This is a genomic window from Actinomadura sp. K4S16, from assembly GCF_008327685.1.
Lineage (GTDB): Bacteria > Actinomycetota > Actinomycetes > Streptosporangiales > Streptosporangiaceae > Spirillospora.
This window is the reverse complement of the sequence record NZ_BDDE01000010.1, coordinates 359,881-385,050: the sequence shown is the minus strand read 5'-3', so window position 1 is coordinate 385,050 and position 25,170 is coordinate 359,881. Positions and strand designations below refer to the sequence as shown.

Below are 25,170 nucleotides of genomic sequence, written 5' to 3'. Positions count from 1 at the left end.
GTGGAATGAACCACATTGCAGGCGAAGAGGCCGGGGCCACGACCGCGAGGGGGCGCCCATGCCGAGACCGTTCGCGTCGTCCGCGGATCTGGGCGACAAGACGCAGACGCTGGAGGTCCTCGCCGACGGGGTGTACGCGCTCACCGCCGAGGGGGACCCGAACGTCGGGGCCGTGGAGGGCGAGGACTTCCTCGTCTGCTTCGAGGCCCTCGCCACGCCCGCCGCCGCACGCGACTGGCTCGCCGTCCTGCGCGAGCACACCGACAAGCCCATCCGCTACCTGGTCCTGTCGCACTACCACGCCGTCCGGACGCTGGGCGCGAGCGCGTTCGGCGCCCCGGTGGTCGTCGCGCACGACCTGACCCGGGCGCTGATCGCCGAGCGCGGCAAGCAGGACTGGGAGTCCGAGTACGGCCGGATGCCCCGGCTGTTCAAGGACCCGGACGGCATACCGGGGCTCACCTGGCCGAGCGCGACCTTCTCCGGCACCCTCACCATCGACCTCGGCGGCGACCGCGGCGACCTCGACCTGGCCTACTGCGGGCGCGGGCACACCGAGGGCGACATCGTGGCGTGGCTGCCCCGGCACCGGATCCTGTTCGCCGGCGACCTCGTGGAGACGCAGGCCGCGCTCTACACCGGCGACGCGTTCCACCGCGAGTGGGCGTCCGGCACGCTCGACCACGTCGACTCCTTCGGGGCCGAGATCCTCGTCGGCGGCCGGGGCGCGGTCGCGCACGGCCGGGACGCCGCCCGCGCCGCCGTCGGGCAGACCCGCGACTTCCTGACCACGATGATCGACGAGGTCGGGCGGGTCCGGCGCGACGGCGGGACGCTCAGGGACGCCTTCGCCGCCGTGCACGCGGCGCTCGCCCCCGCCTACGGCCGCTGGCCGATCTTCGAGCACTGCCTGCCGTTCGACGTGTCCCGCCTCTGGGACGAGCTGGACGGCGTCGAGCGCCCCCGGATCTGGACGGCCGAACGCGACCGGGAGGTCTGGGCGGAGCTGCAGGACTAGCCGGTACGGGGGGAGTGGTGCCCGAGACAGCAGGAGATGTCCGGATCTCGTGACAACCCGGGGAGGGCCGGGTCCCGCGTGGCAGGCTCGGAACCGCCCGCGGGCACGGGGTTCCAGACGCGGAGGGAGTGACGATGACCGAGCGGTACCGCCCCCGTCCGGTGTTCGATCCGGGCATCGCCGGCGACGAGCGCGCGCTGCTGGCCGCCGCGCCCGAGCGGCTCGTCCCGGCCTGCATGCCCGCGCCGCCGCCCCCGCGGCTGCGCACCGCCACGGTCGCGGCGCGGCTGGTGTGGATCCCGGCGTTCGCGCTCTTCTACGGCGTGCTGCCCGGGGGATGGCTGCGCGTGTGCTTCGTCGCCTCGCTGGACGACGACGAACTGGTGGGCGGCGCGGTGCGCTGGGGGAGGCTGCCCGTGCTCGCGATGATGCTCACCCCGGCGCTGCAGGTCCTCCTGCTGCTGCTCGGCCAGGTGGAGGCCGCCGTCGTCCTCGCCGCCGCGAGCTTCGCCGGCTGGGTCGCCGGGGCGCTGCGGCACGTCCGGGAGCCGGCCGCCGCCCGCGCCGCGCGCGAGCACCACGGCCGCTACCTGCTGCCCGCCGACTTCGACGGGACCGCCGCCGGCCTGCTCGTCCGCGCCCAGCGCGCCGTGGACGGCGTCCTCGGCTCGCAGGCCCACGTCGCCGGACTGCTCGACGACATCAACAACGCGGTCGTCCTGCCCCGGCAGGAATGGGCGATCGCCGGCGCCCTCGCCGAGCACACGCGGCTCCGCCGGGAGCGCCGCGCCCAGCAGCCCGACCGGCTCTCGCCGCGCGTCCGGGCCCTGCTGGAGCCGCAGGACCGCGCCCTGGAGTTGTCGGTGCGCTCGGTCACCGGGCGGATCGAGGCGCTGGAGGCGTACGCGCGCCGGGCGGGCGAGGCCGACGACGCTTACCACGAGTCCAGTGTCCTGCAGGGGCTGCCCGAGCAGAACGCCCGCTACCGGGACCTGCTGGCGAGCACCGTCGGGGACGAGATGGCGGGCGAGCAGATCCGCGGGATGGCCGAGGACGCCCGCCGGGCCGAGCTGGCGCTGCGCGAGCGCGTCGCCGGCGCCGTGCGGGCCGGGCACGAGCTGGGCCCGCCGCTCGGATGACGCCCGGCCCCGGGGCCGCACGCGGTCCCGCTCGCTGCCCCGGGGCGCGGTCCGCGCCCCGGCCGGTCAGTTCTCGGCCAGCACGATGACGCGGTCGTCGGCCGACAGGGTCAGCGGCGCCGTCTTGTCCGGGTTCAGCACCACCCCGTAGCCGGGCGGCTCGTGGAACCGCTCCGTCAGCCGGTAGCCGAGCGCGACCTCGCCGCGCCGCCGCGCCGCCTCGATGAGCGTCGCGAAGTCGGCCTCGGCGCCGGGGGCCAGGTAGTCGCAGGCCGGCTTGAGGTAGATCTCCGAGCCCGCCGGGTCGAGCAGGTCGGCGAACACCTCGTACAGGTGCCGGTTCTCGCTCAGCTGGGTCAGCATCAGGCTGATCAGCTTCTCGCTGACCACGAAGTCGTCGGCCTTGGTGACCTGCGCGATCTCCCGGTTGGCGTCGTCGTTGATCTCGCTGACGATGGCGAAGGGGTCGCCGAGCGCGTCCTCGATGTCGCGCAGGTGCAGCAGCGTGACGAGGGTGCGGGCGTCGGCGTGCTCCCGGTCGTGGCGCGCGTCCGACAGCACGATGACCTTCTGGAAGGAGCCGAGGTCGAGGGACTCCAGCGCGGGCCGCTCGGTCGGCTCCGCCCGGATGAAGTCGATCTTGAGGTTGGCGTGCTCGCGCAGGGCCCCGGTCGGGTCCTCGCGCGGTGCCGCCACCACGAGCGCCGACTCCGGGGCGAGGAACTCGTCCAGCAGCTCGATGATCTTCGGGGCGCGGTGGTTCCAGCCGAGCATCAGCGTGCGCTCGGGCACCGGGGGGCGCGGGGTCGCCGTGGTGATCGCCGCCTCCCGGACGGGCGGCGCGGGCCCGGTGGCGAGCCGGATCAGCAGGTCGTCCTCCGCCAGGAGGATGATCTCGTCGTCGGCGCGGATCACGGTGTCCATCGGCGGGTTCAGCAGGACGGCCCCGTCCGCCCGCCGCAGCCCGGACGGGACGCCGAGGTCGTAGGCCGACAGCGACTCCCCGAACGTCATGCCCACGAGGGCCGGCTCGGGGCGCATGTAGAACTCGTGCCCGATGAAGTCCAGCAGCTCGGTGCAGACCTGCGACAGGCCGGACTGGCGGTGCGACTGCACGATCAGCCGGATCGCCACGTCGTCGGCGTCGATGACGTGCGCGGCGGGGCCGCCCGCGAGCCGGGCGGCGGGCAGGTTGGCCGAGTCGTGCACGGCGGCGACCACGTGCGGGCGGTGCCGCCCCCAGGGGCGGGCTCCGAGCGACAGCAGCACCTTGATGACGCGGGCGTCGGCGTCGTCGACCTGGGGGGTGACCACCATGATCGACCGCGCCGTGCCCGGGCTGATCAGCTCCACGTCCGCGACCTTCAGCGGGTCGCCGGTGCGGCACACGATCCGGGTGCGGCCGAGGTCGCCGACCCGGGCGCGGATGGCGTCCTCCATCTCGACCTTGTCGCGGTCGGCGAGGATCGCGACGCACGACCTGCGCCGGCTCTGGTTGGCCTCGACCAGCTCCGCCACCACGGTGAAGACCTGCTCGGACCAGCCGAGCAGCACCGTGTGGTCGTGCTCGACGATCCGCGACCGGCCCTTGCGCAGCTCGGTGATCTTGGATTCCAGGCCGGTGGTGAGCACACCGATCAGCGAGCTGACGATGAAGATCCCGCCGATGGTCGAGACCAGCATCAGGCCGAGGAAGGGCGCGGTGCCCGCGTCGTCCCCCATCGTGCCCGGATCGAGCGTGCGCAGGAGGCTGCGCCAGACCATGCCGGGCCAGTGCCCGTGGGAGTCGCTGTCGCCCGGCGCGATCAGCACCGCCGCGGTCGCCACCACGAGCACCAGCGCCACGGACGCGAGCCCGAGCCAGCCGATGAGCGCGGGCGTCCCCTTCGACATCGTCCGGTCGAACCAGTACCGGACCCTGTCCCGTCGCGTCACGCGTGTCAACGGGCCGCCCCCTCCGCCGTCGCCCCGGGCGCCAGCCTATTGTGTTGTCTTGCACCATTCCTGGCATTCTCTCCCTCAATGAGGGGAGAATTGGCCCGATGCGCACGCGACGGGGCCGGGGCGTCGACAAATCCACCCCGGCCCCGCCGTGCGCGCCGGAACGCCGCCGGCCGCGCTGCGGCCGCTAGTGCGCCGCTTCGTACTGCTCGATCACATTGGCGGGGATACGGCCCCGCTCATTGACCTTGATACCGCTGTTCTTCGCCCACTCGCGAATCTCCGCGGAGCGCTCGCGGCTGCCCGCCGTGCGCGTCCCGCGGCCGCCCCGGACGGGGGCCTTGCGCGCCTTGCGGGCGCCGGCCACGAACGGCTCCAGGCCGCTGCGGAGCTTGGCGGCGTTCTTCTTGCTCAGGTCGATCTCATAAGACGTCCCGTCGAGGGAAAAGCTGACGGTCTCGTCAGCCTCTCCGCCGTCGATGTCGTCCACGAGAAGGACTTCGACCTTCTGTGCCATGCGGGGACTCCCTCTAGCTATGCGTCCGGCTTGGCGTCCGGATGTGCCTCGATGAATGCAGCATAGACCTCATCCGATATCTTGCCACGTTCGGAGACTTCGATGTCCTCTCGCAATGCCCACGCGCGGACATCGCCGTTCGTGTAGCCCTTGATCTTCGCCGTGCGGGACTTGCGCCCCTTCCCGGCGGGCTTCACCTCGGCGGCGTTCTCGATGAAGGGCGCGAGGGCGTCCAGCATCTCGTTGAGCCGCTTGTAGTTGTCATCGCTCAAGTCGATCGTGAACGTGCGCTCCAGGACTTCGAAGTCCCGCTTTGCGACATCGGCTCCTTCGGAGCCGTCGATGTCGTCCACCCGAATGACCTTCTCGGCCATGTGTTCTGTGTCTTCCTTCCCCTCGCCGACGCGGCGACCTTGACCGTAGCGGATTCCGGGGCCGGTCATGGCGGCGGGACGCGCCGGGCGAGGCGGCGGACGGGCGCCAAGTTCCGGTCAAACATCGCATGGTGCGCGCATCCCGGGGTAGCCGCCACAAGACGTGTGCGATCACCAGCGTCGAGTCACCACCCGAGGGAGCTGCACCATGGCCGACCCCACTGGCCGCGACGACCGGAAACAGGAGCAACTGGGCCATCGGCGGGTGAGCCCGGAAGGGGCCCGGCTCACCACCGACCAGGGGGTCCGGGTCGATGACACCGACAACTCGCTCAGCGCGGGCGAGCGCGGTCCATCGCTGATGGAGGACTTCCATCTGCGCGAGAAGATCACCCATTTCGACCATGAGCGGATTCCCGAGCGGGTCGTGCACGCGCGGGGCTCGGGCGCCTACGGCCATTTCACGCTGCACGAGTCCCTCGCCGAGTACACCACGGCCGAATTCCTGTGCGACACGTCGCTGACGACGCCGGTGTTCGTGCGCTTCTCCACCGTCGCGGGGTCCCGCGGGTCCGCCGACACCGTCCGGGACGTCCGCGGCTTCGCCACGAAGTTCTACACGCGGCAGGGCAATTTCGACCTCGTCGGCAACAACATGCCGGTCTTCTTCATCCAGGACGGCATCAAGTTCCCCGACTTCGTGCACGCGGTGAAGCCCGAGCCGGCGAGCGAGATCCCGCAGGCGTCCTCGGCCCACGACACCCTCTGGGACTTCGTGCAGCTCCAGCCCGAGACCATGCACATGATGATGTGGCTCATGTCGGACCGGGCGCTGCCGCGCAGTTACGCGATGATGGAGGGCTTCGGCGTCCACACTTTCCGGCTCGTGAACGGCCAGGGCCGCGGGACGTTCGTGAAGTTCCACTGGAAGCCCAAGCTCGGCACCCACTCGCTCGCTTGGGACGAGACCCAGAAGATCGCCGGGAAGAACCCGGACTTCAACCGGGCCGACCTGTGGGAGCGGATCGAGGCGGGCGCCTTTCCCGAGTACGAGTTCGGCGTCCAGCTCGTCCCGGAAGAGGACGAGCACGCGTTCGACTTCGACCTGCTCGACCCGACGAAGATCATTCCGGAGGAGGAGGTGCCGGTGCGGCCGGTCGGCACGCTCGTGCTCGACCGCAATCCCGACAACTTCTTCGCCGAGACCGAGCAGGTCGCGTTCCATCTCGGCAACGTCGTCCCCGGCATCGACTTCACCAACGACCCGCTGCTGCAGGCGCGGCTGTTCTCCTACCTGGACACGCAGCTGATCCGGCTCGGCGGGCCCAACTTCCCGCAGCTCCCCGTGAACCGGCCGGTCGCGCCGGTGCGCAACCACCACCGCGACGGCTACCACCAGACGGACATCCACCAGGGGCGGGCGAGCTACCACAAGAACTCGCTGTCGGGGGGCTGCCCCGCGGTCGGCGGAGAGGGCTCCTACACCCACTACCAGGAGCGGGTGGACGGCGCCAAGATCCGCAAGCGGAGCGAGAGCTTCGCCGACCACTACTCCCAGGCGAGGCTGTTCTGGAACAGCATGTCCGACTGGGAGAAGGAGCACATCGTCGGCGCGTTCCGGTTCGAGCTCGGCAAGTGCGACCACCGGCACATCCGGGAGGGCGTCATCGGGCATCTCAACCACGTCGACCACTCCCTCGCCGTCCAGGTCGCCGAGGGCGTCGGGGTGGAGCCGCCGAAGGAGCCGGACGCCGCGGCCCACGTCCGCACGTCGCCCGCGCTGAGCCAGGCGAACGCGCGCGCCGACTCCGTGCGGGGCCGCAAGATCGCGGTGCTGGCGGCGGACGGCGTCGACTCGGCGGCCGTCGCCGCGGTCGGGGACGCGCTCACCGAGGCCGGGGCGGTGGTCGAGATCCTCGCCGCGAAGGACGGCTTCGTCCAGGCGGCCAACGGCGGCCAGGTCGAGGTGACCCGCGCCATGCCGACCGTCGCGTCCGTCCTCTACGACGCGGTGCTCGTCCCGGGCGGCGAGCAGAGCGCGCGGACGCTCGCCCAGGACGGCGACGCCGTCCACTTCGTCGCCGAGGCGTTCGTGCACTGCAAGCCGATCGGCGCGCTGGACGCGGGCATCGGCCTGCTGGAGCGCGCCGGGATCGACAGCGTGCGGTTGTCGGACGGCGACACCGTCGACGACGCCGGCGTCGTCACCGGGCGGGGGCCTGGCGGCGACTTCGCCGCCAGGCTGATCGAGGCGGTCGCGGCGCACCGGCACTGGATTCGCAAGAAGGCGCACGTGCCGGCCTGATCCGGCGGCCGGGACCGTCCTCCCGCTCGCGGGCGGTGCGGATCGGGGACCGGGGTCCGGCGCGGCGGCCCGCGCGAGCCGCCGCGCCGGACCCCGCCGCACTGGCCGCATTCCGCCAATTAATTGTGGGCAACGTCACAGCGGCGCGCGTAGTCCGGCTCAATTGAATTCTCATCTGAAAATATACCTTGTGCGAATGCGCTGGGAATTCGCGCGCTGGTCGGGCGGAAACGGGCCGCTTTCGCTCCGCGCGGGGGCCGGTGACGTGCGGGGTCCGGGCCGCCCGCCGCCCGGCCGCCTCCTGCAAGCGGGCGCTGACATGCGGTTTCCGGGGCGGGAGCGCCTCGCGCGGAGCGCGGCCGGCCGGTGCCGGTTGCCGGACCGGGCAGCCCGGCGCGGCCCGGACTGCCCGGGGGTGCAGTTCAGCATCCCGCATTTCTGTAGCAAGATAACGGCCGTCCGGTCGTATTGTCCGCCCTTCCCGAGGATCGCCGGCGCCGTTTTCGGCGCGGATCCGCGAGCGCGGGCCGGAGAAATGGAGGAAACGCGCGTGGCCGCGTCCGTCATCAACCGATTCCGTGCCCCGGCCGCCGGCGCGCTCGATCCCCGTGATCCCCCCCTGGAGCGGGCACCCGCTCGACCGCGTGCCGGGGACGCCGCCGTTCCCCGGCACGGCCCGGATCCCGGGCGGGCGCGCCCGGCACTGACGGGCCCCGCCGGAGCGCCGGCACGGCCCGAGACCCCCGCAGCAGAGGAGTTGGCACGTGGACGAAGGAGTGTTCGGCAGGGCGGCCCAGGAACGGGCGATCGCCGAGGTCGAGGCGGAGATGGCGCGGCTGTGCGAGCTGCTCGCCGAGGGCATGGCGATGGGGGTGGACGAGGGGCGCGAGATGGTCGGGGGCGCCATGTCGGAGTTCCTCGTGGAGTTCTTCGACCTCGTCCGGGCCGAGGGCCCGCGGCCGGGCGTGAAGAGCGTGGTCACGCTGCCTCTGCTGGTGCACGGGGCCGAGACCGGCGAGCCGGGCCCCGGCAGGCCCGTCGCCGTGCTGCACCTGCTCTGGTGGGCGTCGGCCCGCTACCTCGACGGACTCCCGGAGGCCGCCGGCGCGCCGTCCGCCGCCACCGGCGGGAAGGTGCTCACCGCGCTGGCCGTCGGCGGCCAGCTGCCCGGCAGGCTCATCGCCGGCCTGCCCGTCGGCGGCCCCGTCCGCGCCGCGCTCGCGGACGAGCTCTCGCGCGCCTGGGTGGACGCCGTGGACGGGCGGCTCCGCCGCCTCACCGAGCGGGCGTCGAACGCGACCCTCGCCTCCGTGCTGCGCGGTTACGAGGGCGGGACGGGCGCGCCCTACGCCATGGCCGCGGCCTCGGCGGCGCGGCTCGCCGGGGCGGACGACCGCCGGACCGCGGGCTGGCGGGCGTACGGGCGCGCCCTCGGCGTGCTGCGCCGGCTCGCCGACGACCAGCGCGACCTCGTCACCGGGCGGTACGAGGACCTGGCCGCCGGCACCGCCACGTTCCCGCTCGTCCACCTGCTCACCGAACTGCCCCCCGCGCGGCGCCGCGAGGCGCTCGCCCTGCACGCCTCCGCCCGCCACTCGGCGTCCGCGCGCGCCGAACTGGCGGCCTGGATGCTCGACGAGGAGATCGCCGAGTCCTGCGCCGCCGCCGTCGCACCCCTGATCGACCGCGCCCACGGCCTGCTCGACATGCTCGGCGGCGATCCCGGCTGCGTCCGGGAGCTGCACCGGCTGGTCGACGGGACCGTCGGCCGCCTGCCCGGGCTCCGGCTGGCCGTGGCCTAGGGGGAGGACCGTCGATGACCGTCTCCGGCGGACTCCCGGAAGTCCTCACCGCGCACTGCCCGCGGGTCGCCGCGGCGATCCGGGAGGCACTGCACGGCCACCCCGCCTACCAGCCGATCAGGCGGGCGGCGGGCCCGATGTTCGGCGGGCGCCGGGAGACCTGCGCCCGGCTGCTCGGCCTCGTCCTGCGCCGGTCCCCCCTTCCCGACGACGACCGGGGGCGCTTCCGCGACCTCGGCGTCCTCGCGGCCCGGCAGGCGGTCCCGCTGCCGGTGCTGTCGGAGGCGTGGGACCTCGCGCTCTCCGCCGCGGCGCGGAGCTGCTGGACGGTCGCGCCGCCCGGCTGCTTCGCCGAGATGGCCGAGCTGACCGCGCACGCGGCCCGGCTCGCCGACGGCGCGCGGGAGGCCTGCATCCAGGGCTACGCGGAGGCGCCCCGCGAGGGAGCGCGGTCGCGGCCGCTGCGCCGGCTGCTCGCCGAGACCCTGATCGACGGGGCTCCCGCCGGTGTCATCGCCGACGCGGCCGGCGTCCGCCTGGCTCCCGCCTACCTCGTCCTGCGGTGCGAGGCCCCCGCGCTCGCGGCGGAGGACTGGGAGCGGGAGAGCGAGCGCCTGGAGGCGTGGGAGGGCGTCCTGTACTCGGGCGGCCCGGAGGGGCTCACCGTGCTGTTCCCCGCGGCCGAGCCGCTGCGCGCGGAGAACCTGGCCGCCGAGTTCACCGCGGGCCTGGCCGCCCGCTCGCGCGGCCCGGTGCACGCCGCCGAGTCCTTCCGGCGCGGCATCGCCGAGATCCCGGCCGCGCTGGAGGAGGCGTCCCGGGTCCTGACGATCGCCAAGGCGATCCCCGACGCCGAGGACCGCCCCTACCGGGCCGACGAGCTGCTGGTCGAGCTGGCGATCCTCGGGCAGCCCGCCATCCGCGGCCGGCTCTCCGCCGTGCTGTCCCCGCTCGACGCCGGCACGGACCTGCGGCGGACGCTGGAGGTGCTGCTCGCCTGCAACCTCGACCGCGAGCGCGCCGCGCGGGAGCTGTGGATCCACCGCCGCACCCTGCACTACCGGCTGGACCGCATCCGGGACCTGTCCGGCGTCGACCCCAGCTCCGCGCGCGGCATCCAGCTGTTCCGCGCCGCTCTCACCTCGGCGCGGCTGACGTGCCTGGAGCGCGACGGCCGCCGCGCGGAGGACGCCTCCCTGCCCCCGCCGCTGAGCGCCTGAACGGGGCGCTCCCCGGGCCGGCCGCCGAGGAGCACGGCGCCGGCCCGGTCCTGACGGCGGTCAGGCCAGGCCCATCTCCCGCCTGACCGCCTCGAACTCCACCGCCATCGCGTCCGAGAGCGCCTGCGCGCCCGACAGCGGCCGGACCATGACGCAGAACTCGTCGATGAGCCCGTCGTCGTCGTGGTGCAGGAAGTCGCAGCCGTGCACCTCGCGGTCGCCGACGCGCGCCTTGAAGACCAGCGCGTGGTCGCGGCCGCCGCCGATCTCGCGGACGTAGCGGAAGTCGGCGAAGACCCGGGTCACCGCCCGCAGGATCGCGGTGACCGCCGCCCGCCCCTCGTACGGCGCGAACGCCACCGGGCTGAGGAACGTCACGTCCTCGGCCAGCAGCGCCGGGAGGGCGTCCAGGTCGCCCTTCTCGACGGCCGAGCGGAACGGGTGCATCGGGTCCACCTCCAGACCCCCGGTCATCGGCACGCCCGGGGACGTGCCGAAAGCCTAGGGCCGGCCCCCCGGTCCGCGATCACCGACCGGCCGGTGTCACGTGCCCGGCTGCAGCAGCACCTTGATGGCGCCGTCCCGCTTCTTCTGGAACATCTCGTACGCCTCGGGCGCCTTCTCCAGCGGCCAGCGGTGCGTCGCGAGGTCCATCACGCCGAGCGGGTCGGCGTCGTCGGCCACGAGCGGCATCAGCTCGTCGATCCAGCGCTTGACGTGCGCCTGGCCCATCCGGACGGTGATGCCCTTGTCGAACATCTGCAGCATCGGCAGCGGGTCGGTCATGCCGCCGTACACCCCGCTGAGGGAGATCGTCCCGCCCCGCCGCACGGTGTCGATGGCGGTGGTGAGCGCGGCGAGCCGGTCCACGCCGACGCGGGACATCAGCGGCGCGGCGGAGTTGCCCGGCATGAGCCCGGTGAGGGTCTGCGCGAGCTTGGCGCCGGGGGAGCCGTGCGCCTCCATCCCCACCGCGTCGATCACCGAGTCGGTGCCGCGCCCCCCGGTGAGCTGCCGGACCGCGTCCGCGACGTCGTCGGCGTCGGAGGCGTCGATCACCTCGACGCCGTGCCGGCGCGCCATCTCCAGCCGCTCCGGCACGAGGTCGACCCCGATCACCCGGTGGCCGAGATGGCGGGCGATCCGGGCCGACATCTGCCCGATCGGGCCGAGCCCGAGCACGGTGACCGAACCGCCTTCGGGGATCTCGGCCCAGGCGACGGCCTGCCAGGAGGTGGGCAGGACGTCCGAGAGGTAGAGGAACCGCTCGTCCGGCGGGCCGTCCGGCACCTTGATCGGCCCGAACTGGGCCTGCGGCACCCGCAGGTACTCGGCCTGCCCGCCCGGCACCTGCCCGTACAGGCGGGTGTAGCCGAACAGCGCCGCGCCCATGCCCTGCTCGCGGACCTGCGTCGTCTCGCACTGGGCGTACAGCTCCAGGCCGCACATGTGGCAGTGCCCGCACGAGATGTTGAACGGGATGACCACACGGTCGCCGGGCTTGACGTGGGTGACGTCCGGGCCGGTCTCCTCGACGACGCCGATCGGCTCGTGGCCGAGCACGTCGCCCTCGTTCATGAACGGCCCGAGCACCTCGTACAGGTGCAGGTCCGACCCGCACACGCCGGTCGAGGTGACCCTGATGACCGCGTCGTTCGGCTCCTTGATCTGGGGGTCGGGGACGTCGTCGACGCGGACGTCGCGCTTGCCGTGCCAGGTGACAGCCTTCATCGTGCTCCTCCGGTGGGACGGGGCTCCGTCCCAGGCGGCCCTACCCGCGCGACCGGGGCGAAACGTCCGGGGCGCGGCCCTCAGGGGCAGCGGTGGGCCCGTGCCGCGGCGCGCACCGCCGCCCTCCTGGTCGCCCACAGGTAGGGCACGCCGGGCGGGTACGCCTCCGGCCCGGGTTCCGGGCGCAGCCGGAACCCGCGCGCGTCGTAGGCCTCCCAGCCCGTCCGGCGGCCGCGCAGGTTCAGGACGTGCGTCACGGTCCCGGCGGCGTGCCCGTGGTGCCGCAGATGCCAGCGGTGGGCGTCCCGGTCGGCGGTCGTGAACTGGTGCAGCCGCCAGCCGGGCCCGACGTGGTGCGCCAGGTCGAGCGTGACGAGCGGCTCGTCGTCGGCGGGGCGCCTCGTCCGGGCCTGGGCGGGGACGCGGTCCCCGGGGCCGGCGCGGGCGGGCCGGCGGCCGGAGTCGCGGACGAGCCGGGCGAGCTCGCGCGCGGCCTCGGCCAGAGCGCGCGCCGCCTCCGCGAGCCGCTGCTCCTCCGCGGGCGGCGGCCAGCTCGCGCCGGTCTCGCGGCGCGCCCGCGCCGCCCTCCTGCGCGCGCCGTCCAGCCGGTCGAGGGCGCGGGCGGCCTCGTCCCGCGCGGCCGCGACACCGGCCCGGCTGTCGAAGTCCTGCGTCCGCATGGGCTCCGCGGGCTCGCGGGCCCGCGGGGGCGTCCGGTCCTTCCGCATCGGGGGGAGCTCCTTCGCATGTGCTTTCCGAGCGCACTTCCCCGAGTTCCCGGCTTCATCCCTCGCACGGTCCGGGGGCGCCGCGCCCGCGGCCGGCGCCGAGGAGCCCCCGGACCGGGTGTCCGGCCTGGTGGGCGGGCGCCGGGGGCTGGTCGGGGCCCGGTCCGCGCGGCGTTTGAAACAGGACTGCGAGGCAAGTGGCCGGATGGGGTTAGGACGAGGGAGGGCAGGCCGGGATGACGACCGTCCAAGGGCGGCAGGACACCAGCGTCGCCGACGCGCTCGCACGGCACCGCAAGGGGACCAGGATCAGCCATGTGCTGGCGACGACCGACCACAAGATGGTCGGCTACCTCTACCTCGGGACGTCGTTCGCGATGTTCCTGGCCGCCGGCCTGATGGCCATGGTGATGCGGGCCGAGCTGCTGGAGCCGGGCAAGCAGGTGGTGAGCAACCACACCTACAACGAGATGTTCACCATCCACGGCACGATCATGATGCTGCTGTTCGCCACCCCGCTGTTCGCCGGGTTCGCCAACGTGCTCGTCCCGCTGCAGATCGGGGCGCCGGACGTGGCCTTCCCGCGGATGAACGCGCTCACCTACTACCTGTTCCTGTTCGGCGCGCTCATGGTGCTGGCCTCGTTCGTCATGCCGGGCGGCGCTCCCGGGTTCGGCTGGTTCGCCTACACGCCCCTGTCCACCCAGACGTACTCGCCCGGCCAGGGCGGCGACATGTGGACCATGGGACTGATCCTGTCGGGGTTCGGGACGATCCTGACCTCGGTGAACATGATCACCACGATCATCGCGATGCGCGCCCCGGGCATGGTGATGTTCCGGCTGCCGATCTTCACCTGGAACGTGCTGCTGACCAGCCTGATGGTGCTCATCGCCTTCCCGGTGCTGGCCGCGGCGCTGTTCGCGCTGGAGGCCGACCGCAGGATCGGCGCCCACATCTACGACCCCTCCAACGGCGGCGCGCTGCTCTGGCAGCACCTGTTCTGGTTCTTCGGCCATCCGGAGGTCTACATCGCGGCGCTGCCGTTCTTCGGGATCATCACCGAGATCCTCCCGGTGTTCAGCCGCAAGCCGCTGTTCGGCTACCTCGGCATGGTCGCCGCCACCATCGCGATCACCGGGCTGTCGATGACGGTCTGGGCGCACCACATGTTCGCCACCGGCGGCGTGCTGCTGCCCTTCTTCTCGATCACCTCCTTCATGATCGCCGTGCCGACCGGCCTGAAGTTCTTCAACTGGGTGGGGACGCTGTGGAAGGGGCAGTTGACCTTCGAGACCCCGATGCTGTTCGCGCTGGGGTTCCTGGTGACGTTCCTGTTCGGCGGCCTGACCGGGGTCATCCTGGCCTCGCCCCCCATGGACTTCCACCTCACCGACTCCTTCTTCGTCGTCGCCCACCTGCACTACGTCCTGTTCGGCACCGTGGTGTTCGCGATGTTCGGCGGGTTCTACTTCTGGTGGCCGAAGATGACCGGCCGGATGCTGAACGAGACCTGGGGGAAGATCCACTTCTGGACGCTCTTCGTCGGCTTCCACACCACCTTCCTCGTCCAGCACTGGCTGGGCGCCGAGGGCATGCCGCGCCGCTACGCCGACTATCCCGACCAGTTCGCGACCCTGAACCTCGTCTCGTCGATCGGCTCGTTCATCCTGGGGGCCTCGACGTTCGCGTTCCTGTGGAACGTGCTGTGGTCCTGGCGGCACGCCGAGCGCGTCCAGACCGACGACCCTTGGGGCGCGGGCGGCTCCCTGGAGTGGGCGACGTCCTGCCCGCCCCCGCGCCACAACTTCACGTCGATGCCGCGCATCCGGTCGTCGCGCCCCGCGTTCGACCTGCACTACCCGCCGAAGGAGCCGCCGCAGGAGGCGGAGCCGGCGCTGCCCCCGCCGTGACCGTCCGGCCGGCCGGCGCCGGTCACTCGCCCCGGCCGTCCTCCGCGGAGCCGTCGCGCAGGTCGCCCTGGCCGCCGCCGTGCGACTCGGCCTGGTAGTTGAGGTAGAAGCGGTTGACGCGGGTCCGGACCTGCGTGCGGGCGCGGTCGGGCGTCGGCAGCGGGATCAGGTGGTGCGGGTACGGCGCGACGAGCTCGCCGGGCTGCCGGGCCTCCATCACCGCCTCGGCGTCCTCGGACGGCTGCTCGTGCCGCTCCCGGAACCCCCCGTCCGGCGTCAGCGAGATGAGGCCGCTCTCCACGCCCTCCTCCCGCGTGCGCAGGTCGCGGCGCTGCAGGCTCAGGCACACCCGCCGGGCGATGGCGAAGGCCGCGAGCGGGAAGACGAAGAACCCGGCGCGGAAGAACCAGGTCGTCCAGAACAGCGGGATCTTGAAGGTCGCGGAGATGACGTCGTTGCCGCCGGCCGCCAGCATGTTGCCGTACCAGGCGACGGCGGCGGCGCCGATCGCGGTCCTGGTCGCGGCGTTGCGCGGCCGGTCCAGCAGGTGGTGCAGGCGTTCGTCGCCCGTGGCCCAGCGCTCCACGAACGGGTAGAGGCCGATGAGCGTGAAGAACAGCCCGGGCAGGACGACGGCGGGGAGCAGCACGTTCCAGGCGATGGTGTGCCCGAAGAGGTTCGTGGACAGGCGCGGCATGGTGCGCAGCGAGCCTTCGAGGAACCCGACGTACCAGTCGGGCTGGGAGCCGAACCCGACCTGGTCGGGCTCGTACGGGCCGTACAGCCAGACCGGGTTGATCTGGAAGAACGCCGCCAGCAGGGCCAGGACGCCGAAGGTGAAGAGGAAGTAGGCCGTGCTCTGCGCGGCGAAGTGCGGGAAGGTCGGCTCCCCGGTCACCGCCCGCTCCCGCCGGCCGCGGCCCGGGAAGATGGTGTGCGTCTGGTGCCACAGGATCATCAGGTGCGCGGTGACGAGGGCGATGAGGATGCCCGGGATCAGCAGGATGTGCACGGTGAACAGCCGCGGGATGAACTCCTCGGCGGAGGGGAACTGCCCCCCGAAGATCCACAGGGCCGCGTACGTCCCGATGACGGGGATGGAGAGCACGATGCCCTGGAAGATCCGCAGGCCGGTGCCCGACAGCAGATCGTCCGGCAGCGAGTAGCCGGCGAACCCCTCCGCCATCGCCAGCGCGAACAGCGTCGTGCCGATCACCCAGTTGATCTCCCGCGGCTTGCGGAACGCGCCGGTGAAGAAGATCCGCATGAGGTGGACGACGATGGCCGCGACGAAGACGTTGGCCGCCCAGTGGTGGATCTGCCGCATCAGCAGCCCGCCGCGCACGTCGAACGACAGGTGCAGGGTGGAGGCGTAGGCCTCGCTCACCTTGACGCCCCTGAGCGGGGCGTAGGAGCCGTCGTAGACGATGTCCGTGCCGCTCGGCTTGAAGAACAGCGTCAGGTAGACGCCGGTCAACACGAGGATGACGAACGAGTAGAGCGCGATCTCGCCGAGCAGGAACGACCAGTGCTTGGGGAAGGCCTTCCGGATGTTCTTGTCCAGGAACTCGGTGGAGCCGAGCCGGTCGTTGACGCCCCAGAAGAGTTTCTGCACCCGCTCTGATTTGGCGCTTTCTCTCCCGTTTTGTACCGCCATAGAGCTCTCCCCGGCCCGGCCGTCGTGTCCCTGGGGCGGCTACCCGGGGCGGGTTGGGGCAAACGCTGCGCCGCGGCGGCCCCGGGGCCCTCAGGCGCTGGCCGCGTAGAGGACCTCTCGCATACCGGGTACGGTCTCCCGGTCAGCCCGCCAGACAAGGCGAAGACCCAGGTCGGGAACGTCGAACGCGAGCCGGGCGAGGGTCCCGGCCGCGAGCCGGTCGCGGACGGCGAACTCCGGGAGCAGGGCGATGCCGAGGCCCTGCTCCGCCCAGGACGCCATCACGGTCACGCTCCCCGCCCGGACGCGTTCGACGGCGTCGCCGAGGAGCCGCTCGCCGGCCATCCAGAACGAGCACGCCGGCACGTTGACCAGCAGCCTCTCACCGCGCAGATCGCCCGCGGCAAGGCGCCGCGCCCCGGCGAGCACGTGGTCCGGCGCGGCGACGAGCGCGAGCGGCACCGGCTCCAGGTCGAGGAAGTCCAGCGGTGCGGGCGGCGGCGTGAAACCGAGCCCGCCCACGTCGTCGCCGGCGTCCAGCAGCAGCGCCGCCTCCAGGTCCCCGGCGGCGACCGCGTCGAGGAGCTGGTCGCGGGCCGCGTCCGACCGGACGTCGACCCGCAGGCCCGGCCGCCGCTCGGCCAGCCTGGCCAGGACGCGGGGCACGTACGCGGCGGCGATCGACTCCAGCGCGCCGAGCCGCAGCACCGGCCGCTCCCCGGCCACGTCGCGGCGGGCCTCCTCGGCCTGCCGGAGCAGGCGCCGCGCCCAGCCGCGCAGCCGCTCGCCCTGCTCGGTCGGCCGCATGCCCTTCGGGCCGCGGTGGAACAGCGGCACGCCCAGCGACGCCTCCAGCGCGCGGATCTGCTCCGACACCGACGACGGCGCGAGGCCGAGCGCGTTCGCGGCGTCGGTGACGGTCCGGTGGGCGACGACGGCCTCGAACGTCCGCAGCTGGCGCAGTTCCATGCCGGTGCCAACCCGGGCCGCGCGTTCGGATATTCCGAACGCGGCGTGCGGCGCAGCCGGTGGAGCCTGGCGGCCCGGATTCCCAGACTGGGGCGCCATGAACTCGGTTCTCTCACCCGCACCGGACGGCACGACCCCAATGCGGCGAGGCCCCGCCCTGCTGGGCATCTCGCTCGGCTACTTCATGGTGCTGCTCGACACGACCGTCCTGTCGGTGGCCGAACCCGACCTGGCCCGATCCCTGCACGGCACGGTCGCCGGCCTGCAATGGGCCGTCACCGGCTACACCGTCGTGTTCGGCGCGCTCCTGCTGTCGGCCGGCGCCGTCGCCGACCGGTACGGCGCCCACCGCGTCTTCCGCGCGGGGATCGCGGCGTTCGGCGCCGGATCGCTGCTGTGCGCCGCCGCGCCGGACCTGTGGACGCTCGTCGCGCTGCGGGCGGTCCTCGGCGCCGCCGCCGCGGCCTGCGTGCCCGCGTCCATGGCGATGATCGCCCGCCTCTACCCCGCGCCCGCCGAGCGCGCCCGCGCCGTCGCGACCTGGGCGGCGACCAGCGGCGCCGCGCTCGCGGCCGGACCCGTCGCGGGCGGCGCGCTGGTCGGCCTCGCCGGCTGGCGCGCGATCTTCCTGATCAACGTCCCGCTCGCCGCCGCCGTCCTCGCGCTCGCGGCGGGACGGGCCGTGCGCTGCCCGCGCGGGTCCCGCGGCCTCGACCCGGCGGCGCAGCTCCTCGCGTGCGCGGCGCTGGGACTGCTGACCGACGCCCTCATCGCGCTGGGGAGCGGCGGGGGCGTCCACGCGGCCGCCTCGGCGGCCGGAGCGCTCGCGGCCGGCGCGGCGTTCGCGGTCCGCGAGCGCGGGAGCGCGGCGCCGGTCCTGGTCCCGGCGGTGGTGCGGGCGCCCGGGATGCCCGCCGCGCTGGCCGCCGGCGCCGCGGTCAACTTCGTCATGACCGGCGTGCTGTTCGTGCTGCCGCTGGTGTTCCAGCGGACCCTGTCCCTGACGCCGTTCCAGACCGGCCTGGCGTTCCTGCCGATGACGCTGCCGTTCGCGTTCAACCCGCTGCTCACCGGGCGGATCGTCGCGCGGACCGGGCCGCGCCGCCCCGTCCTCGCCGGGCTCGGCCTGCTGACCGCCGGGGGAGTGCTGTTCGGGGCCGTGCTGCTCGGCGGCGCCTCCTATCCGCCGCTCGTCGCCGGGCTGCTGTGCACCGGATTCGGCGTGTCGTTCGCCCTGCCGGCCCTCGCGACCATGGTCGTCGCGGCCGCCCCCGAGGGCACGGCCGGCGCGGCGGGCGGCCTGCTGAACGCCGTCCGGCAGCTCGGCGCCACCCTCGGCGTCGCGATCATGGGCGCGTTCGCGCCGGTCGGCTCCGGGGGAGGCGCCGGCGACCCGGCCTACGCGCTGTTCACCGCCGCCGCCGTCTGCGCGGTCGTGTGCGCGGCCGTCCTGGCCCTCACACCACGCGCACGTTCGCGCCGGACGCCTTGAGGTCGTCGCGCAGGGCGCGGATGTCGGTGCGCAGCCGCTCGGCGGCCAGCGGGTCCCGCTCCAGGCCGCCGAGGCCGTCCTCGATGAGGGCGAGCTCGGCGGCCCGGAGCCGTGCGAGCAGCCGCCGCGCCTCGCCGACCGGCACGCCCCACTGCTCCTTCCTGCGCCACTTGCGGAACGCGAGCACGTGGCCCTCGCCCGGCACGAGGACGCCGCCCGCGGTCTCCGCGTGCACCGTCCGCCGGAAGTGCGAGAGGTAGCGGCGCCTGGCCAGCCGGTAGGCGACGACCGCGGCCAGCAGGATCGGCGCGCCCTTCACCGGCATCAGCATCAGCCCGGACAGGACGGGGGCGTCCCACCAGGAGTGCAGCGCCATGGCGAGGACGAACGCGCCCACCGCGGCGGCCACGTGCGCCTTGGAGAACCGCCCGATCAGGCAGCCGAGGCCCGCGCCGCCCACCGCGGTCATGGCCCAGTGGCTCCACCACGCCCCGCCGACCACCCGGCTCCCGAAGGAGAAGAACGCCGCGTTCGCGTCGTGGGTGGCGCCGGTCAGCACGATCGTGTTGAGGACGTACAGGAAGTTCTCCGCGAACTGGAAGCCCAGCCCGGCCAGCGCGCCGTAGCCCCACCCGTCGAGCGGCCCGCGGACCGCCGCCGGCGCCATCAGCGCCACGACCGCGACGCCGAGCAGCTTCAGGATCTCCTCGTCGACCGGCGCGGCGATCGACGCGCCCCACGCCGCGTTGAAGCCCGGCCCCGCCGTCTTCCCGACGATCGCCTGGAACGCGGCGTTGGCGGGCAGCGCCGTCCCGAACGCGGCCAGCCCGCCCCACGCCACCGCGACCAGCGCGTAGCCGAGCGGCGGCGAGCGGACCGGGTGCAGCCGCCGCAGCAGCCACACGCCCGCGGCCAGCGCCGGCGCGAGCAGGACGAGCCCGGTGATCGCGCCCGCGGGGAAGGCCGCGGCGTGCGCGCCGATCCCGCGGAGCGCGATCCAGGCGCCGAGCAGGCACGCCGCCGCCCACAGCCAGAACGCGGGACGGTGCGCGAGGTCCCCGCGGGTCAGCCCCATGGCGCCGCGATCCTGATCGTCCGCACCATCGCCTCGACCTGCGGCACCGCCTTCCGGAAGGCGTGCGGCGGGCCGGTGGCCGTGACCGACGCGCCGAGCGTCCCCTTGGCGAGGACGGTCGCCGTGCCGACGCGCTCGCGCCCGGCGAGCCGTCCCGTCAGCCCCGTCACGCCCTGCGCGGTGGTGACCGGGACGGGCCCGGTCCCGAGGCGCGCGTGCCCGCCCGCGGCGACGATCCGGCCGAGGCCGCCCCACAGGGCCCGCGCGTCGGCCGATCCCAGCGGGACCACCACGTTGAGGTCGAAGACCACGTCGCCGCTGAACAGTTCGGCGCCGTTGGAGAGGGACGTGTCGCCCCGGTTCAGGGCCCAGCCGGACGAGGTGACCGAGAACGTCACCGGGCGGACGCCGCCGCGCTCCGTCCCGACCGACACGACCGTGCCGGGCGCCAGCGGCTGCCCGCGGAGTCCGAGGACCCGGTCGAGCAGGGGAAGCCCGGCCCCGAGGACCAGCAGCACGAACGCCGCGGCGCCCGTGCCCCACCATGTGACCCGCACCACGCGACCCCCCGACGTGCGCTGCGGAAAAATGCCCTTTGACGGGCGAAAATGCCCCCAGACCGGGCGGCTAAACAAGATCAGGCCGCGGGCGCCGGCCAGTGCGCGGGCCGCGCGAGCGACTCCGGCAGGCGGGTCGCCGCGTCGCCCCGCGCCGAATCGAGCTGCGCCTGGGTCAGGAAGAGGCACCCGGTGAGGTCCGCCCCCCGCAGGTCGGCGTCCCGCAGGTCCGCCCCGATCAGGTCGGCCGCCCGAAGGTCGGCGCCCCGCAGGTCGGCTGCGATCAGGTACGCGCCGCGCAGGTCGGCCCCGCGCAGGTCGGCGCCCTTCAGCTTCGCGCCCAGGAGGTCCGCGCCCCGCCGGTCCTTCCCGCGTCCGGACAGACCGGCCCGCGCGAGCACGCTGGCCCGCGACAGCAGGCCGCCCGCGCTCTCCCGGACCGCCCGGACGTCCACCTCGGCCAGCTCGCCGGGCCCGCCCCGGGTGAGGCGGTCGATCTCCTCGAAGGCCCGCCGCAGGTCGTCGCGGATCGGCCCGGAGGACGGCAGCGCCGCGGCCTCGTCGAGGTACCGGAGCAGCTCGTGGAGCTGCCGCATGACGGGGAACACGGCGAACATGCGGCGCGCGACGTCCGGATCGCCGCGCCAGTCGCGGCCGGAGAAGGTCAGCTGCGACACCTTCTGGCCGGCGCCGAAGCAGTCGAAGACCGTGCAGCCCGGGAAGCCGCGCCGCCGCAGGTCCGCGTGGATGCCGCAGCGGAAGTCGGCCAGGAGGTTGCGGCAGGGCTCGCCCGCGTCCTTGTCCATCGCGAAGTCGGCCGACCTGGCGAACGGCAGCGCCACGCAGCACAGCCCGAAACAGCTGGCGCAGTCGGCCCTCAGGTCCGCTCTGTCCGACACCCCTGACCCCCGGCTTCTGGACGACGCTCCATTGTCGCGCCGGGCAGGCCATGCGGCGAACGCGTGGGAGCGGCGCGGCCGGGATAAAGTTGCGGACTCCTATGACAGCACCCCTCACCGAACCCGGCATCGTCTCCCGGCTCCGCGCCGCAGGCTGCGTTTTCGCCGAGGACGAGGCCCGCCTCATCCTCTCCACCGCCCGCACCCCCGGCGAGACCAGCGCGATGGTGGAACGGCGCGCGGCCGGCGAGCCGCTCGAACACGTCCTCGGCTGGGCGATGTTCTGCGGGCTGCGGATCGCCGTCGGGCCCGGGGTCTTCGTGCCCCGCCGCCGCACCGAGTTCCTCGTCCGCCGGGCCCACGCCCTCGCGCCGCCCCGGCCCGTGATCCTCGACCTGTGCTGCGGGTCCGGCGCCCTCGGGGCCGCGCTCGCCTCCGGCCTCGACGAGTGCGCCCTGCACGCCGCCGACATCGAACCCGCGGCGGTGCGCTGCGCCCGCGGCAACATCGCCCCGTACGGCGGCGAGGCCTACGAGGGCGACCTCTTCGATCCCGTCCCGGACGCGCTGCGCGGCCGGGTCGACGTGCTCCTCGCGAACGTCCCCTACGTCCCGACCGGGGACGTCGCGCTCCTGCCGGCGGAGGCGCGCGACCACGAGCCGCGCTCGTCGCTCGACGGCGGCGCGGACGGCCTCGACGTCCTGCGCCGCGTCACCGCCGAGGCGTCGCGGTGGCTGGCCCCCGGCGGGCATCTGCTGTTCGAGACGAGCGAGCGGCAGGTCGCCGGCGCCGTCGAGGCCGTGCGGCGCGGCGGCCTCGCGGCGACGGTCGCGGAGTCCGGCGATTTCCATGCCACCGTCATCGTCGGAGCAAAGCCGGTGTAAAACTCCTCAGCGGGGTATCGGTTCGTCAGGACGAACCGAAGGAGTGAAGACAGATGCGCCGCATCAGCGCAGCGATCAGCGCCATTGTCGGGACGATCGTCAGCGTCGTGACCCTGCCGTTCCGCGTTCTTGGGCGGTTGCTGACCCCCGGTCGCGGCCGCGCCCGCACCCGCCGCGGGGCGGTGTGACGCATATCCGCTTCGCCCCGGGCCGCTCCTCAGGAATGGCCCGGGGCGAGCGCGTGGAAAATGCGTTGCACGCCTGCCCGGCGTCCCGCACCATAGGGGTATCGAACTCGACGGAAGTGAACGGGAAGGAGCGGTGACCATGGTCGCGACCGTCGCGCAGCAGGCGCCGCAGCCCTTCGGGGCCGGGGCCGGCCGAGGTCTCGCCTTCGCCCGGAACGCCTCTGGATAGAGCCGTCAGGCTCCGCCGGAGGCCGCCAGGGAGAAATCCCGGCGGCCTTTCTCGTTCCTCGTCGCAGGTCGTTATTCATCGCCTATCGAAGTTCTACACGGGTCAGTAGCTCAATGGGAGAGCACCCGCCTTGCAAGCGGGGGGATGCCGGTTCGAGTCCGGCCCGATCCACGGTCCTCAAAGCGGAATCATTCGGCTCCGCACGTCGCACAGGCCTAAATGGTGAGGCGGCTGGCTTCCACCCAGCAGAACCGGGTTCGATCCCCGGGTGCGGCTCTGGACTGGACCGGCGGGAGTAACGACCCCCGGCCGGTCCTTCCCGTGCCCGCGGCCGGCGGACGCCACCGCCCGCCGGCGGGCACCCGTGCTGGATCGTCCAATGGCAGGATGCGTGACTCTGGATCACGTCATGCAGGTTCGAGTCCTGCTCCAGCAGCTCGTCCGGCGGTGAGCGGGGCGCGTGTCAGGGACGGGCGCCCACGAGGGTCCGCCGCGTCGTCCAGGCGCGGGCCCGCTCGCTGAGCGTGATGCCGAGGCCGGGACGGGCCGGGACGTGCATCCGCCCGCCCTCGATCGCGGGCTTCTCCTCGAACAGCGGGCCGAGCCAGTCGAAGTGCTCCACCCACGGCTCGGACGGGTACGCGGCGGCCAGGTGCAGGTGGATCTCCATCGCGAAGTGCGGGGCGAGCAGGAGGCGCCGGTCCTCCGCGAGCGCGGCGACCTTGAGGAAGTTCGTGATGCCGCCGATGCGCGGGGCGTCCGGCTGGAGGACGTCCGCGGCGCCCCGGTCGACGATCTCGCGGTGCTCGGCGACGCTGGTGAGCATCTCCCCGGTGGCGACGGGGGTGTCGAGCGCGCGGACCAGCGCGGCGTGCCCCTCGGCGTCGTGGGCGTCCAGCGGCTCCTCGATCCAGGTGAGGCCGAACTCCTCGAGCGCGCGGCCCATCCGGCGCGCGGTGGGCCGGTCCCATTGCTGGTTGGCGTCCACCATCAGCGGGAACCCGTCGCCGAGCCGCTCCCGGACCGCGGCGACGCGGCGCAGGTCCTCGGCGGGGTCGGGATGCCCGATCTTGATCTTGACGCCGCCGATCCCGGCCCGGGCGGCCGCGGCCGCGTTGGCGAGGACCTCCTCCAGCGGCGTGCTCAGGAACCCGCCCGTGGTGTCGTAGCAGCGGACGGAGTCGCGGTGCGCGCCGAGGAGCTTGGCGAGCGGCAGGCCCGCGCGCCTGGCCTTGAGGTCCCACAGCGCGATGTCGACGGCGGCGATCGCCTGCGCGGCGAGGCCGCCGCGCCCGGCCGAGGCGCCCGCCCACTCCAGCATCGCCGCGATCCTGCCGATGTCGCTCGGGTCCTCGCCGATGACGGCGGGGGCGATCTCGGCGGCGTGCGCGAACTGGCCGGGGCCGCCGGCGCGCTTGGCGTACCCGAAGCCGATGCCCTCGTGGCCGCCCTCGGTGCCGATCTCGGCGAACAGGAGCACCACCTCGGTCATCGGCCGCTGCCGCCCGGTGAGCACCTTGGCGTCGCTGACCGGTGCGGCGAGCGGCAGCGTGACCGACGACAGCTCGATCCAGGCGATCCGGTCGAGGACCGCCTCCGCAGCGGCGCCCGCCATCTCAGCCCACCCGCTTCACGAGCTCCGCGAGCCGGGCGGTCTCGTCCTCGGTCAGGTCCGTCAGGGGCGGGCGGACGGGGCCCGCGGGGTGCCCGGCGACCCGCATGCCCGCCTTGACGATGCTCACCGCGTAGCCCTTGCGGCGGTTCCGGATGTCGCAGTACGGCAGGACGAACTCCGCCAGCCGCCGCTGGACCGCGTCCCGGTCTCCGGCCCGGACGGCGGCGTGGAAGGCGAGCGCGAACTCCGGGGCGAAGTTGAAGATCGCCGACGAGTACGTCGTCACGCCCATCTCCCGGTAGGGGAGCGCGAACGTCTCGGCGGTCGGCAGCCCGCCGATGTAGACGAGGCGGTCGCCGAGCCGGGACCGGATCCGCGTCATCAGCTCCAGGTCGCCGACCCCGTCCTTGAACCCGACGAGGTTCGGGCACGCGTCGGCCAGCCCGGCGACCGTCGCGTCCTGGTAGACGGCGTTGGCGCGGCTGTAGACCGTCACGCCGAGGCCGGTCGCCGCGCACACGGCCCGGACGTGCGCGGCCAGGCCCTCCTGCGGCGCCTCGGTCAGGTAGGGCGGGAACAGCAGCACCCCGTCGGCGCCCGCGCGCTCGGCGTCCTCGGCCATCCGCACGGCCGCCGCCGTCCCGTATCCCGCGGGCGCGATCACCGGGACGCCGTCCGGCGCCTCCGCGACCGCCGCGCGCACCACCCAGCCCACCTCGTCCGGCGTCAGCGAGAAGAACTCGCCCGTCCCGCCCGCGGCGAACAGCCCGGCCACGTCGTACTCGCCGAGGCGGGCGATGTTCTCCCGGTAGGCGTCCTCGTCGAAGGACAGGTCGTCGCGGAAGTGGGTGACGGGGAACGACAGGAGCCCGGACCCGAGCCTCCGGGCGGTCTCGTCGGGCGCGCTCTGCATCATG

22 protein-coding genes and 3 tRNA genes are annotated in these 25,170 nt (G+C 73.8%); 12 read left to right on the top strand and 13 right to left on the bottom strand.

Features of this window, described 5'->3' with window-relative positions:
* The first annotated feature begins 58 nt into the window (after positions 1-58).
* Together K4S16_RS02540 and K4S16_RS02535 are read left to right on the top strand one after the other, a co-directional pair.
* Positions 59-1,018, top strand: coding sequence for an MBL fold metallo-hydrolase (locus tag K4S16_RS02540; protein ID WP_149257162.1), 960 nt, complete (start codon positions 59-61; stop codon positions 1,016-1,018).
* 134 nt (positions 1,019-1,152) lie between these two features.
* Positions 1,153-2,157 (top strand): hypothetical protein, encoded by a 1,005-nt coding sequence (locus K4S16_RS02535; protein WP_149257161.1) that lies wholly within the window; start codon positions 1,153-1,155, stop codon positions 2,155-2,157.
* Positions 2,158-2,223: 66 nt separating this feature from the next.
* On the opposite strand, the gene K4S16_RS02530 is transcribed toward K4S16_RS02535, so the two are convergent.
* The 3 genes from K4S16_RS02530 to K4S16_RS02520 form a co-directional block, all read right to left on the bottom strand.
* A complete protein-coding gene (locus K4S16_RS02530; RefSeq protein WP_308800774.1) occupies positions 2,224-4,092 on the bottom strand; it encodes a potassium transporter TrkA in 1,869 nt (622 codons plus the stop codon).
* 193 nt (positions 4,093-4,285) lie between these two features.
* A complete protein-coding gene (locus tag K4S16_RS02525; protein ID WP_149257160.1) occupies positions 4,286-4,615 on the bottom strand; it encodes an Lsr2 family protein in 330 nt (109 codons plus the stop codon).
* A gap of 17 nt (positions 4,616-4,632) precedes the next feature.
* A complete protein-coding gene (locus K4S16_RS02520; RefSeq protein ID WP_149257159.1) occupies positions 4,633-4,989 on the bottom strand; it encodes an Lsr2 family protein in 357 nt (118 codons plus the stop codon).
* 208 nt (positions 4,990-5,197) lie between these two features.
* On the opposite strand from K4S16_RS02520, the gene K4S16_RS02515 reads away from it, so the two are divergent.
* The 3 genes from K4S16_RS02515 to K4S16_RS02505 all read left to right on the top strand — a co-directional run bounded on the left by K4S16_RS02515 (position 5,198) and on the right by K4S16_RS02505 (position 10,316).
* On the top strand, positions 5,198-7,294 hold the full coding sequence (locus K4S16_RS02515; protein ID WP_149257158.1) for a catalase: 2,097 nt from the start codon (positions 5,198-5,200) through the stop codon (positions 7,292-7,294).
* Positions 7,295-8,058: 764 nt separating this feature from the next.
* Positions 8,059-9,096: a polyprenyl synthetase family protein gene (locus tag K4S16_RS02510; protein ID WP_149257157.1), complete on the top strand. Its 1,038-nt coding sequence runs from the start codon at positions 8,059-8,061 to the stop codon at positions 9,094-9,096.
* Between the two features lie 14 nt (positions 9,097-9,110).
* Positions 9,111-10,316 carry a CdaR family transcriptional regulator gene (locus K4S16_RS02505; protein ID WP_149257156.1) on the top strand — a complete coding sequence of 402 codons (1,206 nt, stop codon included), beginning with the start codon at positions 9,111-9,113 and terminating at the stop codon, positions 10,314-10,316.
* A gap of 60 nt (positions 10,317-10,376) precedes the next feature.
* Here K4S16_RS02505 and K4S16_RS02500 read toward each other — a convergent pair whose 3' ends face one another.
* From K4S16_RS02500 to K4S16_RS02490, 3 genes are all read right to left on the bottom strand, one after another.
* The gene (locus K4S16_RS02500; protein ID WP_149257967.1) at positions 10,377-10,763 is read right to left on the bottom strand and encodes a nuclear transport factor 2 family protein; all 387 of its coding nucleotides are present in this window, start codon (positions 10,761-10,763) and stop codon (positions 10,377-10,379) included.
* Positions 10,764-10,859: 96 nt separating this feature from the next.
* A complete protein-coding gene (locus K4S16_RS02495) occupies positions 10,860-12,047 on the bottom strand; it encodes a zinc-dependent alcohol dehydrogenase (RefSeq protein ID WP_149257155.1) in 1,188 nt (395 codons plus the stop codon).
* Between the two features lie 80 nt (positions 12,048-12,127).
* A complete protein-coding gene (locus K4S16_RS02490; protein ID WP_149257154.1) occupies positions 12,128-12,775 on the bottom strand; it encodes a hypothetical protein in 648 nt (215 codons plus the stop codon).
* Between the two features lie 236 nt (positions 12,776-13,011).
* Here K4S16_RS02490 and ctaD point away from each other — a divergent pair, with 236 nt between their 5' ends.
* Positions 13,012-14,688 (top strand): cytochrome c oxidase subunit I, encoded by a 1,677-nt coding sequence (ctaD, locus tag K4S16_RS02485; RefSeq protein WP_149257153.1) that lies wholly within the window; start codon positions 13,012-13,014, stop codon positions 14,686-14,688.
* A gap of 22 nt (positions 14,689-14,710) precedes the next feature.
* On the opposite strand, the gene K4S16_RS02480 is transcribed toward ctaD, so the two are convergent.
* Positions 14,711-16,303, bottom strand: a complete 1,593-nt coding sequence (locus K4S16_RS02480) for a ubiquinol-cytochrome c reductase cytochrome b subunit (protein WP_235036515.1) — start codon at positions 16,301-16,303, stop codon at positions 14,711-14,713.
* A 132-nt stretch (positions 16,304-16,435) separates the two neighbouring features.
* Entirely contained in the window at positions 16,436-17,314 is an 879-nt protein-coding gene (locus tag K4S16_RS02475) for a LysR family transcriptional regulator (RefSeq protein ID WP_149257151.1), read from the bottom strand.
* 97 nt (positions 17,315-17,411) lie between these two features.
* Between K4S16_RS02475 and K4S16_RS02470 the strand changes: the two genes are divergently transcribed.
* On the top strand, positions 17,412-18,806 hold the full coding sequence (locus K4S16_RS02470; protein WP_200841652.1) for an MFS transporter: 1,395 nt from the start codon (positions 17,412-17,414) through the stop codon (positions 18,804-18,806).
* Here the strand turns inward: K4S16_RS02470 and K4S16_RS02465 are convergent.
* The 3 genes from K4S16_RS02465 to K4S16_RS02455 all read right to left on the bottom strand — a co-directional run bounded on the left by K4S16_RS02465 (position 18,772) and on the right by K4S16_RS02455 (position 21,337).
* Positions 18,772-19,881: a PrsW family intramembrane metalloprotease gene (locus K4S16_RS02465; protein WP_149257150.1), complete on the bottom strand. Its 1,110-nt coding sequence runs from the start codon at positions 19,879-19,881 to the stop codon at positions 18,772-18,774. The two genes, K4S16_RS02470 and K4S16_RS02465, sit on opposite strands and share 35 nt — an antisense overlap.
* Positions 19,872-20,441, bottom strand: a complete 570-nt coding sequence (locus K4S16_RS02460; RefSeq protein ID WP_149257149.1) for a hypothetical protein — start codon at positions 20,439-20,441, stop codon at positions 19,872-19,874. The genes K4S16_RS02465 and K4S16_RS02460 overlap by 10 nt, the downstream gene beginning before the upstream one ends.
* A gap of 77 nt (positions 20,442-20,518) precedes the next feature.
* On the bottom strand, positions 20,519-21,337 hold the full coding sequence (locus tag K4S16_RS02455) for a pentapeptide repeat-containing protein (RefSeq protein ID WP_149257148.1): 819 nt from the start codon (positions 21,335-21,337) through the stop codon (positions 20,519-20,521).
* 101 nt (positions 21,338-21,438) lie between these two features.
* On the opposite strand from K4S16_RS02455, the gene K4S16_RS02450 reads away from it, so the two are divergent.
* The 5 genes from K4S16_RS02450 (at position 21,439) to K4S16_RS02435 (ending at position 23,074) form a co-directional block, all read left to right on the top strand.
* The gene (locus K4S16_RS02450; RefSeq protein ID WP_149257147.1) at positions 21,439-22,221 is read left to right on the top strand and encodes a putative protein N(5)-glutamine methyltransferase; all 783 of its coding nucleotides are present in this window, start codon (positions 21,439-21,441) and stop codon (positions 22,219-22,221) included.
* Between the two features lie 53 nt (positions 22,222-22,274).
* Entirely contained in the window at positions 22,275-22,409 is a 135-nt protein-coding gene (locus tag K4S16_RS46365; RefSeq protein WP_268843208.1) for an LPFR motif small protein, read from the top strand.
* Positions 22,410-22,737: 328 nt separating this feature from the next.
* Positions 22,738-22,809, top strand: a tRNA-Ala gene (locus K4S16_RS02445).
* Between the two features lie 33 nt (positions 22,810-22,842).
* Positions 22,843-22,914 (top strand) — tRNA-Gly (locus K4S16_RS02440).
* A gap of 89 nt (positions 22,915-23,003) precedes the next feature.
* A tRNA-Gln gene (locus K4S16_RS02435) sits at positions 23,004-23,074 on the top strand.
* A 27-nt stretch (positions 23,075-23,101) separates the two neighbouring features.
* On the opposite strand, the gene K4S16_RS02430 is transcribed toward K4S16_RS02435, so the two are convergent.
* Entirely contained in the window at positions 23,102-24,253 is a 1,152-nt protein-coding gene (locus K4S16_RS02430) for a mandelate racemase/muconate lactonizing enzyme family protein (RefSeq protein ID WP_149257146.1), read from the bottom strand.
* A 1-nt stretch (position 24,254) separates the two neighbouring features.
* The gene (kdgD, locus tag K4S16_RS02425) at positions 24,255-25,169 is read right to left on the bottom strand and encodes a 5-dehydro-4-deoxyglucarate dehydratase (RefSeq protein WP_149257145.1); all 915 of its coding nucleotides are present in this window, start codon (positions 25,167-25,169) and stop codon (positions 24,255-24,257) included.
* Between the last annotated feature and the right edge of the window lies 1 nt (position 25,170).

Bases quoted from the DNA above. Each gene is read 5' to 3' on its own strand.
- K4S16_RS02465 (WP_149257150.1), bottom strand. From the start codon at position 19,881: ATGGGGCTGACCCGCGGGGACCTCGCGCACCGTCCCGCGTTCTGGCTG.
- ctaD (WP_149257153.1), top strand. From the start codon at position 13,012: ATGACGACCGTCCAAGGGCGGCAGGACACCAGCGTCGCCGACGCGCTC.
- K4S16_RS02475 (WP_149257151.1), bottom strand. From the start codon at position 17,314: ATGGAACTGCGCCAGCTGCGGACGTTCGAGGCCGTCGTCGCCCACCGG.
- K4S16_RS02450 (WP_149257147.1), top strand. From the start codon at position 21,439: ATGACAGCACCCCTCACCGAACCCGGCATCGTCTCCCGGCTCCGCGCC.
- K4S16_RS02525 (WP_149257160.1), bottom strand. From the start codon at position 4,615: ATGGCACAGAAGGTCGAAGTCCTTCTCGTGGACGACATCGACGGCGGA.
- K4S16_RS02505 (WP_149257156.1), top strand. From the start codon at position 9,111: ATGACCGTCTCCGGCGGACTCCCGGAAGTCCTCACCGCGCACTGCCCG.
- K4S16_RS46365 (WP_268843208.1), top strand. From the start codon at position 22,275: ATGCGCCGCATCAGCGCAGCGATCAGCGCCATTGTCGGGACGATCGTC.
- K4S16_RS02535 (WP_149257161.1), top strand. From the start codon at position 1,153: ATGACCGAGCGGTACCGCCCCCGTCCGGTGTTCGATCCGGGCATCGCC.
- K4S16_RS02515 (WP_149257158.1), top strand. From the start codon at position 5,198: ATGGCCGACCCCACTGGCCGCGACGACCGGAAACAGGAGCAACTGGGC.
- K4S16_RS02470 (WP_200841652.1), top strand. From the start codon at position 17,412: ATGAACTCGGTTCTCTCACCCGCACCGGACGGCACGACCCCAATGCGG.
- K4S16_RS02540 (WP_149257162.1), top strand. From the start codon at position 59: ATGCCGAGACCGTTCGCGTCGTCCGCGGATCTGGGCGACAAGACGCAG.
- K4S16_RS02430 (WP_149257146.1), bottom strand. From the start codon at position 24,253: ATGGCGGGCGCCGCTGCGGAGGCGGTCCTCGACCGGATCGCCTGGATC.
- K4S16_RS02520 (WP_149257159.1), bottom strand. From the start codon at position 4,989: ATGGCCGAGAAGGTCATTCGGGTGGACGACATCGACGGCTCCGAAGGA.
- K4S16_RS02500 (WP_149257967.1), bottom strand. From the start codon at position 10,763: ATGCACCCGTTCCGCTCGGCCGTCGAGAAGGGCGACCTGGACGCCCTC.
- kdgD (WP_149257145.1), bottom strand. From the start codon at position 25,169: ATGATGCAGAGCGCGCCCGACGAGACCGCCCGGAGGCTCGGGTCCGGG.
- K4S16_RS02495 (WP_149257155.1), bottom strand. From the start codon at position 12,047: ATGAAGGCTGTCACCTGGCACGGCAAGCGCGACGTCCGCGTCGACGAC.
- K4S16_RS02490 (WP_149257154.1), bottom strand. From the start codon at position 12,775: ATGCGGAAGGACCGGACGCCCCCGCGGGCCCGCGAGCCCGCGGAGCCC.